At 71.6% G+C, this 15,620-nt stretch carries 17 protein-coding genes; 8 read left to right on the forward strand and 9 right to left on the reverse strand.

The annotated features are described in order from the left end of the window. Positions 1 to 34: 34 nt before the first annotated feature. The 5 genes from CLT74_RS28845 to CLT74_RS31635 form a co-directional block, all read right to left on the reverse strand. Positions 35 to 2,200: a DUF4153 domain-containing protein gene (locus CLT74_RS28845; protein ID WP_486582666.1), complete on the reverse strand. Its 2,166-nt coding sequence runs from the start codon at positions 2,198 to 2,200 to the stop codon at positions 35 to 37. Positions 2,201 to 2,273: 73 nt separating this feature from the next. Continuing rightward, complete coding sequence (locus tag CLT74_RS28850; RefSeq protein WP_099850636.1) at positions 2,274 to 2,963, reverse strand: dihydrofolate reductase family protein; 690 nt, start codon at positions 2,961 to 2,963, stop codon at positions 2,274 to 2,276. Between the two features lie 101 nt (positions 2,964 to 3,064). Next, positions 3,065 to 4,318, reverse strand: a complete 1,254-nt coding sequence (locus tag CLT74_RS28855; protein WP_099853287.1) for a sigma-70 family RNA polymerase sigma factor — start codon at positions 4,316 to 4,318, stop codon at positions 3,065 to 3,067. Continuing rightward, positions 4,315 to 4,683 (reverse strand): YciI family protein, encoded by a 369-nt coding sequence (locus tag CLT74_RS28860; RefSeq protein WP_099853290.1) that lies wholly within the window; start codon positions 4,681 to 4,683, stop codon positions 4,315 to 4,317. Before CLT74_RS28860 ends, CLT74_RS28855 begins: the two co-directional genes overlap by 4 nt. Positions 4,684 to 4,832: 149 nt before the next feature. Then, complete coding sequence (locus tag CLT74_RS31635; RefSeq protein WP_486582667.1) at positions 4,833 to 4,955, reverse strand: hypothetical protein; 123 nt, start codon at positions 4,953 to 4,955, stop codon at positions 4,833 to 4,835. Here CLT74_RS31635 and CLT74_RS28865 point away from each other — a divergent pair. The 5 genes from CLT74_RS28865 (at position 4,954) to CLT74_RS28885 (ending at position 8,470) form a co-directional block, all read left to right on the forward strand. After that, positions 4,954 to 5,223, forward strand: coding sequence for a hypothetical protein (locus tag CLT74_RS28865; protein WP_099850638.1), 270 nt, complete (start codon positions 4,954 to 4,956; stop codon positions 5,221 to 5,223). The genes CLT74_RS31635 and CLT74_RS28865 overlap by 2 nt on opposite strands. Next, positions 5,223 to 6,260 carry a hypothetical protein gene (locus CLT74_RS28870; RefSeq protein ID WP_099853293.1) on the forward strand — a complete coding sequence of 346 codons (1,038 nt, stop codon included), beginning with the start codon at positions 5,223 to 5,225 and terminating at the stop codon, positions 6,258 to 6,260. Before CLT74_RS28865 ends, CLT74_RS28870 begins: the two co-directional genes overlap by 1 nt. Positions 6,261 to 6,501: 241 nt before the next feature. Beyond that, entirely contained in the window at positions 6,502 to 6,861 is a 360-nt protein-coding gene (locus tag CLT74_RS28875) for a GntR family transcriptional regulator (protein WP_099853297.1), read from the forward strand. Next, the gene (locus CLT74_RS28880) at positions 6,858 to 7,778 is read left to right on the forward strand and encodes an ABC transporter ATP-binding protein (protein WP_099850639.1); all 921 of its coding nucleotides are present in this window, start codon (positions 6,858 to 6,860) and stop codon (positions 7,776 to 7,778) included. Before CLT74_RS28875 ends, CLT74_RS28880 begins: the two co-directional genes overlap by 4 nt. Beyond that, complete coding sequence (locus CLT74_RS28885) at positions 7,775 to 8,470, forward strand: hypothetical protein (RefSeq protein WP_099850641.1); 696 nt, start codon at positions 7,775 to 7,777, stop codon at positions 8,468 to 8,470. Before CLT74_RS28880 ends, CLT74_RS28885 begins: the two co-directional genes overlap by 4 nt. 131 nt (positions 8,471 to 8,601) lie before the next feature. Here the strand turns inward: CLT74_RS28885 and CLT74_RS30955 are convergent, their stop codons facing one another. Together CLT74_RS30955 and CLT74_RS28890 are read right to left on the reverse strand one after the other, a co-directional pair. Further along, on the reverse strand, positions 8,602 to 9,132 hold the full coding sequence (locus tag CLT74_RS30955) for a CBM20 domain-containing protein (RefSeq protein ID WP_199172280.1): 531 nt from the start codon (positions 9,130 to 9,132) through the stop codon (positions 8,602 to 8,604). Continuing rightward, positions 9,081 to 10,763: an alpha-amylase gene (locus CLT74_RS28890; protein ID WP_199172281.1), complete on the reverse strand. Its 1,683-nt coding sequence runs from the start codon at positions 10,761 to 10,763 to the stop codon at positions 9,081 to 9,083. Before CLT74_RS28890 ends, CLT74_RS30955 begins: the two co-directional genes overlap by 52 nt. 256 nt (positions 10,764 to 11,019) lie before the next feature. Here CLT74_RS28890 and CLT74_RS28895 point away from each other — a divergent pair, with 256 nt between their 5' ends. Then, the gene (locus CLT74_RS28895) at positions 11,020 to 11,949 is read left to right on the forward strand and encodes an LLM class F420-dependent oxidoreductase (protein WP_099850642.1); all 930 of its coding nucleotides are present in this window, start codon (positions 11,020 to 11,022) and stop codon (positions 11,947 to 11,949) included. 125 nt (positions 11,950 to 12,074) lie between these two features. Here CLT74_RS28895 and CLT74_RS28900 read toward each other — a convergent pair whose 3' ends face one another. Continuing rightward, positions 12,075 to 12,503 (reverse strand): hypothetical protein, encoded by a 429-nt coding sequence (locus CLT74_RS28900; protein ID WP_099850644.1) that lies wholly within the window; start codon positions 12,501 to 12,503, stop codon positions 12,075 to 12,077. 59 nt (positions 12,504 to 12,562) lie between these two features. Between CLT74_RS28900 and CLT74_RS28905 the strand changes: the two genes are divergently transcribed. Both CLT74_RS28905 and CLT74_RS28910 read left to right on the forward strand, forming a co-directional pair. Further along, complete coding sequence (locus tag CLT74_RS28905; RefSeq protein ID WP_099850645.1) at positions 12,563 to 13,798, forward strand: D-arabinono-1,4-lactone oxidase; 1,236 nt, start codon at positions 12,563 to 12,565, stop codon at positions 13,796 to 13,798. 68 nt (positions 13,799 to 13,866) lie between these two features. After that, the gene (locus CLT74_RS28910) at positions 13,867 to 14,421 is read left to right on the forward strand and encodes a Uma2 family endonuclease (protein WP_099850647.1); all 555 of its coding nucleotides are present in this window, start codon (positions 13,867 to 13,869) and stop codon (positions 14,419 to 14,421) included. Between the two features lie 17 nt (positions 14,422 to 14,438). On the opposite strand, the gene CLT74_RS28915 is transcribed toward CLT74_RS28910, so the two are convergent. Next, complete coding sequence (locus CLT74_RS28915; protein WP_099850649.1) at positions 14,439 to 15,578, reverse strand: site-2 protease family protein; 1,140 nt, start codon at positions 15,576 to 15,578, stop codon at positions 14,439 to 14,441. Between the last annotated feature and the right edge of the window lie 42 nt (positions 15,579 to 15,620).

Genomic DNA, 15,620 nt, shown 5'->3' on the forward strand with positions numbered 1-15,620 from the left:
GGAGCCGACCCGGTCGGATCGGCTCTCCGGGCGGTCAGCGGGGTGCCCGGGTCTTCGGCAGGTCGAACTGGTCGGCGCGGCGGCAGTCGCGCTGGTTGCCGATGGCGTCGGGGCCCAACCGGTCGAGCACCTCCCGGGCCCGTTGGCGGCCCAGGTTCCAGGCGTGCCAGGGGTCCGGCTCGGCCAGATCGTCGGCGATCCAGCTGAGCGTGCACCGGCGGACCGGATCGGGCAGGGTGGACAGGGCGGGAGTGGCGTCGGCGGAGAGCGCGCGCAGATACCAGGCGTCGATCCGGCCGGTCTGCTCGTACCGGGCGATGTTGCGGCGGGCCGCGTAGTCCTCCGGGTTCAGCGCCGCCAGGCTCAGCAGCATCACCACCGCGAGGGCCGCGGTCAGTCGCGGGATCCAACCGCCGCGCCAGCGTACGCCGGCCACCAGGATCATCAGGAAAACGGCACCGAGCAGCAGTTCGAACGCCATCACGAAGATCCGCTCGCCGGTGAAGCTGTAGACCTTCTGGTAGGTGTACATCCGGGACAGCGCCGACACCACGATGACCACGCTCAGCGCGCTGAGCAGGCCCAGCAGGATGCTCAGCAGCAGCCGGTCCGACGGCCGGTCCCGACGTGCCCACCTGGTCACGCCGCCGAGCACCGCCAGGGCCAGCACGGTCACCACGACCAGTTGCCAGAACCCGCTGCGGGCGTACTCGGCGTAGCTGAGGCCGGTGGTGTCCAGCACATGCCGTTGCCCGCCGAAGAGCACTGTGAACTGCACGGCGACGAAGCCGCCGAACAGCGCGGTCAGAGCGGCGATCGGCGGCGCCCACTCGACGAGCCCGATACTGCGGGCGCTCGGCCGATCCACCGAGGACAGCTTGGGCGGCGCGGCGATGGTGTAGACGGCGGCCACGGCGATCAGGGCACCGACGGCGGCCAGGAACAGCCAGCGGAACACCCCACCCACGCTGATCTCCGGGATCAGGGCACCGAGCACCTGGGAGAAGGCGGCATCGGCGGAGGAGAGCAGCGCCCCGAAGACGACAAGGACCACAAGCGTGGTGACGACCGAACCGACGATCCGGCTGGTGGTCCGGGAGTCGCCGGGCGCCCGGACGTGGGCCCGTACCCACGGCAGCCCGCGTAGCGCCGCGATCGGGGTGGCCACCAGGCTGAACAGGATCGACCGGATACGCCGTCCACCGACGATCGCCAGTGCCGTGCAGGCCAGCGCGCCCAGCACGCAGAACGTGACAAGCCACCAGGCGTTGCGGAAGCCGAGTACGGCGAGCAGCACCAGGGCAGCGCCGGCCCAACCGGCCCGGATCCACCGCTCGGGTCGGGGCAGTTCGGCGAGGTGCTGCCGCACCGCGACGGCGACGCCGGCGGCGAGGACCAGGTAGCCGAGAAACCAGCCGAGACCGGTACGACCCAACGGCACGAACGTGGCCACGCCGAGCGCCCCGGCCAGGACGGCCAGCGGAGTGGCCAGGTTCCGGGCCGGTGCCGGCCCGGGCCACACCCGGTCGAAGAACGACTGCTGCGGTGGCAACGGCCGGAACGCGTACGGGCCGGACGGCCGGTAGCCGGGCATAGTCGACGGCGGACCAGCTGGACCCGCCGGGGCCACCGGCCCGCTCCGGTCACCGGTCGTCGGCCCACCCGCCGGCGTGCCGACCGTGGTGGTGCTGCCGACAGCGGTCGTGGCCACTGTCTGCCCGGCAGCCGCCGTGCTGCCAGCCGCTGGGCTGCCGGCTGTCGGGCTGCCGGCTGTCGGGCTGTCGGCTGTCGCGCTGTCCACCGTGGTGGTGGCGGGTGTCATGGGCTGTCCCGTGGTGGTGCCCTGCACCTGGCGTCCGGCCTGGGTGCCGGCAGGCCCGGTGGCGGGAAGCCCCACCGACTGCGCGGCCGCGCGTTGCGCCGGGGGCGTGGGACCGGCCGGGCGCACGCCTTCCGGCACCAGGGGCAGGAAGATGGCGTAACCCTGGGTGCCGGGCGGGACGGTGACCGGAATCGCCCAGGCGGGTTGGTCGGCCGGTCCGGGCCAGACGATGGGCGCCATCCCGTCCGTGGGCGGCATGACCAGCAGGCGGGGTGCCGTCGCAGCCGGCTGGGCGGCAGCCTCAGGACCGGCTGCGACGGGAAGCTCGACCGGTTCCCCGGTGCTCGGGGAACCGTCGACGGGTGGCGGCTCGGACACCGCGACCTCCTAGATCGACATGTGTGCCGTCACTCTAGGGCCGGTCGCGCTGTGGGGTTGTCCCGCCGCCGCCCTAAGGGGTGCCGGTACCGCGGCCACGGTCGTCGAGGACCAGCGGTGCCCGGCCGCGCACCGCGTACCGGACGTGGGTGACCTGCGGGCTGGCGACCACCCGCTCGGCTGTCAGTTCGACCGCCTCGAAGTCGTCGAGGCCCAGGTCGTCGAAGAGGCGCAGCCCGGCACCGAGGACGACCGGCACCACGTGCAGCTCCAACTCGTCGAGCAGCCCCGCCCGCAGCACCTGCCGGACCAGGCTTCCACCGCCGGCCACCGCGACGTTCCGGCCACCGGACGCGGCCCGGGCCTGGGCCACCGCGCTGGCTACCCCGTCAGTGACGTAGGTGAAGCTGGTGCCACCCTGGCGGTGCAGGGTCGGGCGGGGCCGGTGGGTCACCACGAAGACCGGAGCACGGAACGGTGGTTCGTCGCCCCACGGCACCTCACCGCCGTCGGCCATCCGGCGACCCATCACGTATGCGCCGGCCGCGGCGAACGACTCGGCGATGATCTCGGAGTCCGCGTCGTGTCGGCCGCCGGCGAAGCCCTGCCGCTCGCGCCACGCCATCGCCTCGGTGGCCCACCGGGTCACCCGGAAGAACCCGTGGCTCTCCGCCGACCGCAGCCAGTCGCCGTCGCCGTCATGCTGTGGGCCGGCGTAGTAGCCGTCCAGCGACACCGACAGTTGAGCGGTCACCTTCGTCATGTCCGTTCCTCCTGGATCCGGCGGCACCCACGACGGGTGCCGACCCACCTGTGGATCGGAGCCGGACCTGCCGCTTCTACCGGCACCGGCGGTGACCCGGGTCACATCGCAGGGGGACTCGGCTCGCTCGCGGCGGCGGCTCGGCGCAGCAGGTACCGCCGTTCGGGTTCGCTGCCGGCCAGCGTCGCCGCTGTCCGCCACTGTGCCGCGGCGGCTGCCGGATCGTCGGCGAGCTCCAGCAGGTGGGCACGGACGGCGTGCAGTCGGTGGTGCCCGGCCAGCAGCCCCGACTCCAGTTCGGACAGCAGGGTCAGCCCGGCGACCGGACCGTGGACCATGCCCACCGCCACCGCCCGGTTCAGCGTGACCACCGGATTGGGCGCGAGCCGCTCCAGCAGTTCGTACAGGGCGAGCACCTGCGGCCAGTCGGTGGCCTCGGTGCCCGGTGCCTCGGCGTGCACCGCCGCGATGGCGGCCTGGATCTGGTACGGCCCCGGTGGCGAGGTGGCGAGGGTCCGCTCGACAAGGGCGCATCCCTCCTGGATCGCCGCCCGGTCCCACCGGCGGCGGTCCTGCTCCGCCAGCGGCACCAGGTCGCCGTCCGGGCCGACCCTGGCCGCAGCTCGGGCCTCGGTGAGCAGCATCAGCGCGAGCAGCCCGGCCGTCTCCCCGTCGTCGGGCAGCCGCTCGTGCAGCCGGCGGACCAACCGCAGGGCCTGCCCGGTCAGGTCGGCGCGACGAAGGTGGGGGCCGCTGCTGGCGCTGTACCCCTCGTTGAACATCAGGTACAGCACCTGGCGTACCACGGCCAGCCGGGCTTCCCGTTCCGCCTCCGGCGGCGGTGCGAACCGGGCCCCGGCCTCCCGGAGTCGCAGTTTGGCCCGCGAGATCCGTTGCCCCATGGTCCGCTCCGACACCAGGAAGGCGGCGGCGACCTCGGCGGTGGTGAGCCCACCGACCGCACGCAGAGTCAGTGCCAGCTGTGCGGGCGCGGGCAGCGCCGGATGGCAGCAGAGCAGGAACAGCTCCAGCAGGTCGTCGCGGGGCGTCGTAACGTCGGGCGGTGGGGCGACGAGCGCGTCGCGGGGGGTGAGGTCCAGCGCCGTGCGCTCGCGGCGGGCGCGGGCGGACTCGGTGCGTACCAGGTCGACGTAGCGGCGGGCGGCGACGGTGTGCAGCCAGCCTGACGGTTGCTCGGGAACGCCGTCGAGCGGCCACCGTTCGACGGCGGCGACAAGCGCCTCCTGCACGGCGTCCTCGGCCCGGCCGAAGTCGCCGTACCGGCGGACGAGCGTGGCCAGCACCTGCGGCGCGAGCCGGCGCAGCAGGTCGACGGTGGCCTGGTCGAGGCTCAGTGCTGCGCTCCGTCGCCGGCCATCAACGGCCAGATCTCGATGCCGCCGCTGGCGGAGCCGAACCGCACTCCCGGATACTCGCGGGCGATCTCCAACGCCCGCTGCTCGTCGTCGACGTCGACCACGAAGTACGACCCGACGTACTCCTTGGCTTCCAGGTACGGCCCGTCGGTGACCACCGGGTTGCCGGCGACGATCCGCACCGACCGGGGGCGTGTCTCCAACCCCTGAACGTCGACCAGCTCGCCGGAGGCCCGCAGCGACTGGTTGAAGGCGTCCACCTGACCGATCAGGGTGGTCAGCTCCCCGTCCGGGAGACTGCCCCAGATCTCCTCGTTGCCGTAGATCAACATCAGATACTTCATCTCTCGCCTCCATAAGGGTCGATATGTCCGGAAACGGACAGGACGGCGTGGCCTGCCCCGACGCATTGTTGTAGCAGGTAGAGAGGCCGCGGATGGCGGGCCACATCCGATCCTCAGGCCGGGTCGGGAGCGTGACGTCCCACCGGCCGTCAGTACGGCAACCGCCGGGTCGCGCCGCCGCGCCGTCCGGCTCCGGCCCGCCGTCGCAGACCAGCCGCACCGACGGTGTTGCCCAGCTGGTCGCGACGACCAAGCCAGGAAGGAGCTGCCATGGCCGCTCCCACCGCCAACGCCTCGATGAACTCCACCACCTATTCGCCCGGCGAGCAGATGCTGCTGACCGTCAACTACGGCGACGCGGACAACCAGCGGCTCACCGTAACTGTCACCGTGGCCGACGCGCAGGGCAACCGCAGTGCTCCCGTCTCGGTGACCGCCGTGATCGACCCGCTCACCATCACCGTCGTCGACGACTCGGGGCGCACCTGGTCCCGGGTCTCCGACAGCGGCGCGGTGGCTGTCTACCGGGCGGTGGCGTGATGCCGAGGGTGACAGTCACCGTGCGGGACTCCGCCAGCCGGACCGCCAGCGCCACAGTCGCCTACACGGTGCTACCGCCCGTGCTGGGCGGCTACTACCTCTCCGGCGGCGCGGACCCGACCGCCGACATGGCCGGCGGCAACTTCCGGTCGCTGACCCAGTACCGCAGCTTCGCCGACGCCTACATCTTCCCCGGCTACCAGCGGCCCTGGCTGGTCACTCTGGGACGGGCCGGGGTGCAGCTCAACATGGTGCTCGAACTGAAGCACTACGGTGCGCCCGACACCGGGCCGCAGACGTTCACCGTGGACGGGGTGACGTACACCGTGCCGGCACCGGCGATGACCATCCAGCAGCGGCCCGGCGCGGTCTGGCCGAAGGCGTACGGCTACGGCCAGGTCATCGCCGGGCAGTGCGACGGGTTGTTCGCCCGGGCGCTGTCGCAGTACCGGACGATGGGCTTCGGGGTGAACATCCAGCTCGCCTCCGAACTGGACACCGATCACGAGTTCGGCACCACGGAGGCCGGCAGGGCGTACACCTGGGCCGAGTCGGACGCCCGGGCGGTGCAGGCGGTGACGTACATCGTCAACTGGTTCAGGGCCAGAGGGCTGCCGCAGGGCAGCACCTTCTCGGTCGGGCTCGGTGGCTTCAACCGGGACTGCTTCCGGCGTACCCACCCGGAGGCGTTGATGACCCGGCTGGACTACCTCCAGTGGAACGTCTACGCGACAAGTCCCAGCCACACCGCGCTGGAGCGGTTCCGGCGCACCAAGGACTGGGCGGTGGCCGACCTCGGCCCGGTCGCGTTGTCCCGTCCGGTGCTCATCGCCGAGTGGGGCGTACGGGTCATCGAGATCCCCGACCAGGCGGCCTGGATCGCCACGGTGCCGCCGGCAATCGCCCGGCTCAACGCCGAGCGCGGCCCCCTCATCGCCCGGACGAACTACTTCAACTCCGGCTGGGGCACCCTCAGCCCGAAGGCGACCGGGCTGGCCGCGCTGCGGGCCGCGTACGCCCGGCCACCGTACGGCTGATCCCGGCACGCCGGCCCGGTCCGGGGTGACTGCCGGACCGGGCCGGCGTGCGTGTCGGGCCGACACCCCCCGTCCCGCCCGACCCGCGCGGCGCCACTCACCGCGACGACGGCTGGCCAAGCAGGTCGGTCATGACGTCCAGCAGGTACGGGCCTTGACAGTCGGGCCAGACTGGTTGCATGGTTAGTTACATGAGTAATGAACCAGCCAACCAGTGTGGCGACTGGGGATGGTGGGCGTGATGGAGGACGGTCGGCCGATCTTCCTCCAGATCGCGGAGCTGCTGGAGAACTCGATCCTGGACGGGACGCTCGCCGAAGAGAGCCAGGTGCCCTCGACGAACGAGTTGGCGGCCTTCCACCGGATCAACCCCGCGACCGCCGCCAAGGGGGTCAACACGCTTGTCGACGACGGAACTCTCTACAAAAAGCGAGGAATCGGCATGTTCGTCTCATCCGGCGCCCGAGCCAAGCTGCGCGGCCGGCGCCGCGACGAGTTCGCCAGGCAGTACGTCCGACCGTTGCTGACCGAGGCGCGCAAGCTCGGCATCGAACCGGCCGAACTCAAGAGCATGATCGACACCTGGGAGGAGGGCCGATGAGCGCGGTCGTCACGGTCACCGAGCTGACCAAGCGGTACCGAGGGGTGACCGCCCTGGACGGCGTCAGTTTCTCGCTCGCCGAGAACCGGATCCACGGCCTGCTGGGACGCAACGGGGCCGGCAAGACCACCCTGATGCAGATCCTCACCGCGCAGAACTTCGCCACCAGCGGGGAGATCTCCGTCTTCGGTCAGCACCCGTACGAGAACGAGCAGGTGCTCTCCCGGATCTCGTTCATCAAGGAGAGCCAGACCTACCCGTCGCACCTTCGGGTCACGCACGTCCTGCGCGCGGCCCGCCTGGTCTATCCGGGCTGGGACGAGGAGTTCGCCCAGCGACTCGTCGACGTGTTCCAGTTGCCGCGCGGACGCAACGTCCGCAAGCTCTCCCGTGGCATGCTCTCCGCGCTCGGCATCGTGGTCGGGCTCGCCTCGCGTGCCCCACTCACCTTCTTCGACGAGCCCTACCTGGGCCTGGATGCGGTGGCCCGGCAGCTCTTCTACGACCACCTGCTTGCCGACTACACCGAACACCCCCGCACCATCGTGCTGTCGACCCACCTCATCGACGAGGTCAGCGACCTGATCGAGCACGTGCTGCTGATCGACAGGGGTCGGCTCCTGCTCGACGTCGAGGCGGAGGCTTTGCGCGGCCAGGTGGTCACCGTCTCGGGCCCGGTCGCGGCCGTCGACGAGTTCTCCCGTACCGGCACCGAACTGCACCGGGCGTCGCTCGGCGGGACGGCCCGGGCCACCGTACGAGGCGACTTCGGCCCGGCCGCGCACGACCACGCCCGGTCCCTGGGCCTCGGTCTCGAAGCGTCCTCGCTCCAGGACATCGTCGTCCGCCTGTCCACCGCGACCAACGGCTCCGCCCCGGCCAGGGCCGGCGCGACCAGTGAGGAGACCGTCCGATGAACCGCGCATTGACCGTGGCCCGCCTGCAGCTCGTCGGCTGGCGCAGCGTGGTCGGCTGGCCCTGGGGCATCGTCGCGTTGAGTTTCCTCATCAACCTGGCCCTGTTCAGCGCGATGAACGAGGCCGACGACTTCGAGCCGACAACTGGTGGGCTGATGAGCATCTACATCGTGATGTTCATCGCCAGCATCAGCGCGATCACCCAGGAATTCCCGTTCGCGCTCGGGCTGGGCGTCTCGCGCCGCAGCTTTTACCTCGGCAACGTGCTCCACTTCGCCGGCCAGGCGATCAGCTACGCGGCGGTGCTCTACCTGCTGGCGGTGGTGGAGGAGGCCACCGACGGGTGGGGCGTCAACCTGACCTTCTTCGGCCTGCCGTTCCTCCTGGTCGAGCACCCGGTGCTGCGGTTCCTCGGCTTCGCGATCCCGTTCCTGCTGCTCGGCTTCATCGGCATCGCCATCGCCCTGGTCTTCAAGCGCTGGGGTGTCAACGGGCTGCTGATGCTGAGCACCGTCGCGTTGGCCGGGATCGGTGGGCTCGTCGTGCTCGCCACCTGGCAGGGCTGGTGGTCGGCGATCGGCGGCTGGTTCGCCGACCAGCCGGGCTGGGCCCTGCTGGTCGGCTGGCCGGCGCTGCTCACCCTGCTGCTCGCCGGCCTCAGCTACCTGACCATCCGACGCGCGACGCCCTGACCGTCGGCCCGGCCGGCGCCCGAGGTGGGACGGACGCCGGCCGCCCGGCGCACCGTGGCACGACGGGGGCGGCCCCTCCCGATCAGGTCGGGAGGGGCCGCACGGTGCGGGACGGTCAGCACGCGGGTGGCTCAGCGCCAGGTGTCGGTGAGCGTCACCGCGCCGACGGCGGTGGCGGTACGGTCCGCACCCGACTCCCACACCACCTGCCCGGAGTCGGTGCGCTTGACGTACTTGTAGGAGAACGTCGTGCCGGCGGGCAGGTTCGCCGCACCGGTCCAGACCGGGTACGCCGTCGGTGTCAGCCGGATCCCACGGGCCGGATCCCAGCCGCCGAGGGCGGGCAGGTCGCCGACCAGGTACACCTGCTGCCCGTACGTGGTGCTGGCGGTGACCCGGACGGAGACCGTGGCGTCGCCGGGTGGGCTGCTCGCCGGCTGGTTCCAGGTGGCGGTGACGGCGGTGCCACCGGTGCCGGTCCGGTTGGGGTCGTTCTCCCACTGCGTCGTGCCGTTGCCGACCTTCACCAGCTTCCACTCGAAGGCGGTGCCGGCCGGGATGTCCACCGACCCGGTCCAGGTCGGGTAACTGCCCGACGTGGTGGACAGCTTCACCCCGTTGGCCGGGTTCCAGGAGCCGAGCCGCGGAACCGAACCGACCACGTACACCTCCTGGCCCGGCTCGGTGGAGACGGTCGCGGTGAACCGGGTCGACCCGGCCGGCGGGACGGGCTCGCGGTCGGCGTCGGCGTGGCGGTCGGGGTGGGGCTCGGGGTGACGCCGTCGAGGCGGGCTCCGACGTGCAGGGCCACCGCCTGGTCGGCGGGGATGGCAGCGGTGAAACTGCCACCGGCGACGGTCACCGCGCCACCCGGACAGGCCCCGGTCGACTGGTCGTACGCACCCCTGCCGACATTGCAGTAGCGGCCGTCCGGCAGCGAGGTGGTGAAGCTGCGGCTCCAGGTGCTGCCGGTGGCGTTGAAGGCGGCGTACCCCCGGTCGCCCCGGCCGAACGCCAGCCGGCCGTTGCCGTCGGTGGTGACGGACCCGATGCCGGTGCCGGCGACCGCGTTACGGAAGCCCGGCATGCCGGCCACCCCCGGGTCCCGGTGCTCGCAGATCCACGCGTTCCCTGCGCAGTCGGTGGCCAGGGTGGTGCCGTTGGAACTGCTGGGCGGACCCTGACCGTGCACCGAGCCGTACGCGTAGCTCGACATCAACTGGGGCCGGCCGTAGGGGTGGGCCATCATGAACGTGTCCGCCAGGTAGTAGCGGGCGCCGCTCTTGTAGGTCAGCGTCGGGTTCTCCCGCTGCGTGTCGTGGTTGTCGATGAATACGATCGCCTGCTGCGCGGTCAGCCCGCCGTAGTTGGGCAGGCTGCCCAGCTGGGCGATGTTGCCGTCCCGGAACGCCGAGGACACGGCCCGCTGGTAGTCGAAGTTCGTCACCCCGCCGTACGGGGCGTACGCGGTGTAGGGGATGGTTCCGTCGCCGTACACCTCGTGGAACAGGTCCGGCCGGCCGCCGAAACCGGGCACGTCCCGGAGCCGGCTGATGATGTCGGCCAGGTGCGCCTCCTGCACGTGCTTGGCGGCGTCGACCCGGAAACCGGCCACCCCGAGGTCGATCACCGTGTTCATGTACTTGGCGATCTTCCGCCGTACCTCGGGGTCGGCGGTGTTGAGGTCGGCCAGGTCGAGCAGCTCGCAGTCCTGCACCTCCTGCTTGTTGCCCCAGTTGCTGATCCGCCGGTAGCAGGGCCCGAAATCGCCGTAGCCGTAGCTGTCGCCCGAGCCATCGTCGAACAGGTTCGGGTAGCTGTACTTGCTGTAGCCGGTGCCCGCGCTCCCCGGACCGCTGCCGGCCGAGCCGGTGCCGCTCATGTGGTTGAGCACCATGTCCACATAGACCTTCACGCCTTGAGCGCGGCAGCGCTGGACCATGTCGACGAACTCGGCCTTCGTGCCCCGCCGGGTCTGATCGAGCCGGTACGACACCGGCTGGTAGTCCTGCCACCACGGGTAGGTGGCGCCCTCGGCGCTGGGCAGTACCACGTGCTCCTGCGGCGGGGAGACCTGCACGCCACCCCAACCGTTGGGGCCGAGGTTGCGCTCGCACTCGTCGGCGACGGAACTCCACCGCCACTGGAAGAGGTGGACGATCGCGTCGCCGTTTGCGCGTACGTCAGCCGCGCTGGCGGGGGCGGTGCCGGCGGTGACTGTGGTGAGACCGACCGCGACAAGTATCGCGGCCAGAGCCGCGGGGATCGCGGCGCGGGGACGGGGGATGCGCACGGTGCCCTCCTCGGGGGACGGTCAGGCAGACGCCGATGACAGTCAAGATTCCTGCAAGCTGTGCAAGAACTTGCGGTGGTTGCGTGACCGTAACAGCCGCATCGATTGTTGGGAACCTATCGTTCACAAACCGCTGCAACGAGATGAGGACTCTTGTGGCTGTCTGCAATGTCTGCAAGGCTTTCCGGCGCAGATTCCGGAAGTGACCGGCGAGCGTCACCGAGCGCCACGGCCGGCGGCTTTCTATGCTCGACCCATGGAACTGCGGATCTTCACCGAACCACAGCAGGGCGCCAGCTACGACGACCTGCTCGCCGTGGCCCGACGCGCCGAGGAGACCGGCTTCGGCGCCTTCTTCCGCTCGGACCACTACCTGAAGATGGGGTCGGTGAGCGGCGAACCCGGCCCCACCGACGCCTGGACGACGCTTGCCGGCCTCGCCCGGGACACCCGGTCCATCCGGCTCGGCACGCTGATGAGCGCCGCGACGTTCCGGCTGCCCGGCCCCCTCGCGATCACCGTCGCGCAGGTCGACCAGATGAGCGGCGGACGGGTCGAACTGGGCATCGGCACCGGCTGGTACGACGCTGAGCACCAGGCGTACGGGATTCCGTTCCCGCCGCTGGGGGAGCGGTTCGACCGACTGGATGAGCAACTGGCGGTGATCACCGGTCTGTGGCGTACCCCGTCGGGCGGGACATTCGACTTCACCGGCCGGCACTACCAGGTAAGCGACTCACCCGCGCTGCCCAAGCCGGTCCAGCGCCCGCACCCGCCGATCCTGCTCGGCGGCAAGGGTGCGAAGCGTACGCCGCAACTCGCCGCCCGCTACGCCGACGAGTTCAACCTGCCGTTCGTCTCGATCGACGAGACGGTGGCCCAGTTCGAGCGGGTCCGCGCCGCCTGCGCCGACATCGGTCGCGACCCGGCCCAGTTGACCTGGTCCAACGCGCTGGTGCTCTGCTGCGGCAAGGATGACGCCGAGGTGGCGCGGCGGGCCGCGGCGATCGGCCGGGAACCGGACGAGCTGCGCGCCAACGGCCTCGCCGGCACACCCGCCGAGGTCATCGACACCATCGGCCGGTACGCCGAGGTCGGCAGCCAGCGCCTCTACCTTCAGGTGCTCGACCTGACCGACCTGGACCACCTCGACCTGGTCGCCACCGAGGTGATGCGCCAGCTCTGACCGGCCGACGTGGTGCCACCCCGGCACGACGCGGACGCCGTGGCGCGGCGCGGGCGGCTCCGATTGCGGCAAGCCGGGGTGTCAGCGGCCCCGGAGACACCGGCATGCCGCAATCGGAGCCGATCTCAGACCCGGTGTTCGTCGCGCAGCACGGTGTCGAGCTGGCCGTCCCGGTCGCGGTCGAGGTATGTGACGTCCGGCAGCCCGTCGCCGTCCAGGTCGAACTGCACCACGTCGGCCACGCCGTCGCCGTCGAAGTCGGTGACCACCTGGACCGAACCGTCCATGTGCCGGGTCACGATCGACCGGGCACCGCCCTCGACCCGGGGCGGCGGTCCGGGCGTGGGCGGTGGCGTCGGCACCGGTTCCGGGGCGGGGCTGGGCTGCGGATCCGGCTGGCTCGCCGACGGCCCGACATCGGACCAGGTGACCGAGGAACCGTCGACGGTGCGGGCCGGACCACTTGCGGGATACACCCCGCTGCCAGCCGGGTCGATCTCCTCCTCGGAGGGGTACACGTCGCCGCGCGGGGCGGGATCACGGTAGCTGCTCATCGGCGTAGGGTTCCCCGACGGAGCCGCCGGTAACCGCCGGCGTGGAGAGGGGGTCGGGAGTGTCGACGCACCGCAACTGGGCCGGCAACGTCGAGTACGCAGCCCGGGCGTACCACCGGCCGTCGTCGGTCGACGAGCTGCGTGAGCTGGTCGCCGGCAGCGACCTGATCCGGGCGGTGGGCAGCGGACACTCGTTCAACCGACTCGGCGACACCACAGGCGACCTGGTCACGCTGGCCGGGCTGCCGGACACCGTGCGACTCGACGAACAGCGGCGGGTGGTGCACGTGCCGGCCGCGCTGCGCTACGGCGATCTGGCCAGCTGGCTGCACGAGCGCGGGTACGCGCTGGCCAACCTCGCCTCGCTGCCACACATCTCGGTGGCCGGCGCGGTCGCCACCGGCACCCACGGCTCCGGCGAGACCGTCGGCAATCTGGCCACCGCCGTCGCCGGCCTGGAACTGGTCACCGCCGCCGGTGACCTGCTGACCGTGGACCGCACCGATCCCGAGTTCGCCGGCATGGTGGTCTCCCTCGGCGCCCTGGGCATCGTCACCCGGCTCACCCTGGACGTGGTGCCGACCTTCGAGGTACGCCAGTACGTCCGCCTCGACCTGCCCCGCGAGGCGTTGGACGAGGCGCTCGCCTCGGCGTACAGCGTCAGTGTCTTCACCGACTGGCGCTCCACCCGCGGCACCCAGGTCTGGCGCAAGCAGCTCGCGGACCAGCCCCCGCCCCCGGCGGACTGGCTCGGCACCACGGCGGCCGACCGGCCCTGGCATCCGGTGCCCGGCATGCCGGTGGTCAACTGCACCGAGCAGCTCGGCGTGCCCGGCCCCTGGCACGAGCGGCTGCCGCACTTCCGGCTCGGCTTCACCCCCAGCAACGGCGACGAGTTGCAGTCCGAGTACCACCTGCCCCGCGCGGTGGCCGCCGACGCGCTCGCCGCGCTGGACGAGGTGGCGCACCTGATCGCCCCGGTCGCGCAGACAAGCGAGCTGCGCACCATCGCCGCCGACGAGCTGTGGCTCAGCCCCCAGTACGACCGGGACAGCCTCGCGGTGCACTTCACCTGGATCGCCGACGCGAGTGCGGTACTGCCGGTCCTCGCCGAGGTCGAGCGGCGGCTGGCCCCCTTCGGGCCCCGGCCGCACTGGGGCAAGGTCTTCACGATGCCGACCGGGACGATCGCCGCGACCTACCCCCGCTGGGCCGGTTTCGCCGCGTTGGCGGCCCGCCTCGACCCCGAGGGCACGTTCCGCACCGAGGAACTGGACCAGCTGTTTCCCCGCTGACAACGACCCGTCGTACCGACGCGGCGCGGCCCGGTGGACGTGCCCGGACATCGAACTAGGATGAGTCCATGAGCGCTGAGGCTGTCGGCATGCACATGCCCGCCGTCGTGACGCTCGACGACGTGGCTGCGATGAACGCCGCCGACGCGAACGGTCATCGTTACGAGACCAGCCCCGAGGGGGTCCTGTCGGTCATGCCGCCGCCCGACTCGGAGCACGCGACGATCGCGAGCCGACTGTTCGCCTGGCTGATCATGGCGGGCTGGCCTGCGGAACAGGTGCTCCAGGCGGTCGGCGTACGCATTCCCGGGCCGGACGGGAGCGGTGGCCGGATTCCGGACCTCAGCGTCTGGCGCAAACCGCCCCGGCGCGGCGTGTGGTCGGCGGTGGCGGACGTCGCGCTCGTGATCGAGATCGTGTCGCCCGGCTCCGAGGCGATGGACTCGGTGACAAAGGTGCGCGAGTACGCCCGGGCCGGCGTCCCCCGGTACTGGGTCGTGGACCGGGACGGCGCGCAGACTGTCACCTTGCACGAACTCGGCGGCGAAGGCCGGTACGTCGAGCAGGCCCGCATGCCGTTGGCCGGGCTGCTGCAGACCGCCCCCGCCGACCATCTCGACTGAGTCAGCGCAGTCGGCGGTCAGCGGCCGGTGGTGAGCTGGTCGCGCATGCTGCTGCGCTGCACGGCGCGGCTGATGTCGCTGGGGGAGACGATGCCGACCAGGCGACCGTCGGCGACCACGAGCGCCCGCCCGTCGGCACAGTCGCTGAGCCGGGGCAGCAGGTCGGTGAGCGGCTCGTCGGGGGAGGCGAGCACCAGGTCGTCGGCGCGGCAGGCCACCGCCGCCAGGGTGGTGCTGCCCCGCTCGTCGGACGACACGCCACGGACCCGGTCGAGGGTGACCAGCCCGACCGGCCGGCCGTCCTCGATCAGCGGCAGCGCGGTGTGCCGGTACGCGAAAAGGTAGTTGTCCACGAAGTCGGCCACCGTCAGCTCGCCCGAAGCGGTCTGCGGCTGCGGGGTCATCACGTCGGCGACCCGGATGCCGCGCAACGCGTCGCTCACCCGGGCCTGCCGCTCCTCCATGGTCGCCGCGCCGATCAGGAACCAGCCGATGAGCGCCAGCCACAGCCCGCCGACGCCGGCACCGGTGAGGAACCGCCACAATCCGAACCCGATGAGTGCCAGGCCGAGGACCCAACCGGCCCGCGCCGCCACCACCGTGGCCCGGGTCCGGTCGCCGGTGGCCTTCCACACCGCCGCCCGCAACAGCCGCCCACCGTCCAGCGGTGCCGCGGGCAGAATGTTGAACACGGCGAGCAGCAGGTTGATGCCGCCGAGCCAGGCCATCACCCCCAGCAGCAACCCCTGCACCCCGGCCAGCGCGAGCAGCATCGCGATCGCCCCGAAGACGGCGCCGATGATCAGGCTGACCAGCGGCCCGATCCCGGAGATGCGCAGCTCGGCACCGGGCGAACGGGCCTCGCCGCGCAGCTCGGCGACCCCGCCGAAGAGCCACAGGGTGATCCCCTGCACGCCCAGCCCGTTGCGCTTGGCCACCACCGCGTGGGACACCTCGTGGGCGAGCAGGCCGAGGAAGAAGACCACCGCGGCGGTCAGCCCGGCCAGCAGGTACGCGACCACGGACCGGCCCGGGTACGACTGTGGGAACAGGTTGGCCGACAGCCCCCACCAGATCAGCGCGAAGATGACCAGGACACTCCAGTTGACCCCGACAGGTACGCCCACGATCCGGCCGAGCCGGAAACTCGCCCTCATGTCTCGGTCATACCCCGGCAGCCCGTTCCCATGCCAGGGCCG

The sequence above is a fragment of the Verrucosispora sp. CNZ293 genome (assembly GCF_002754655.1).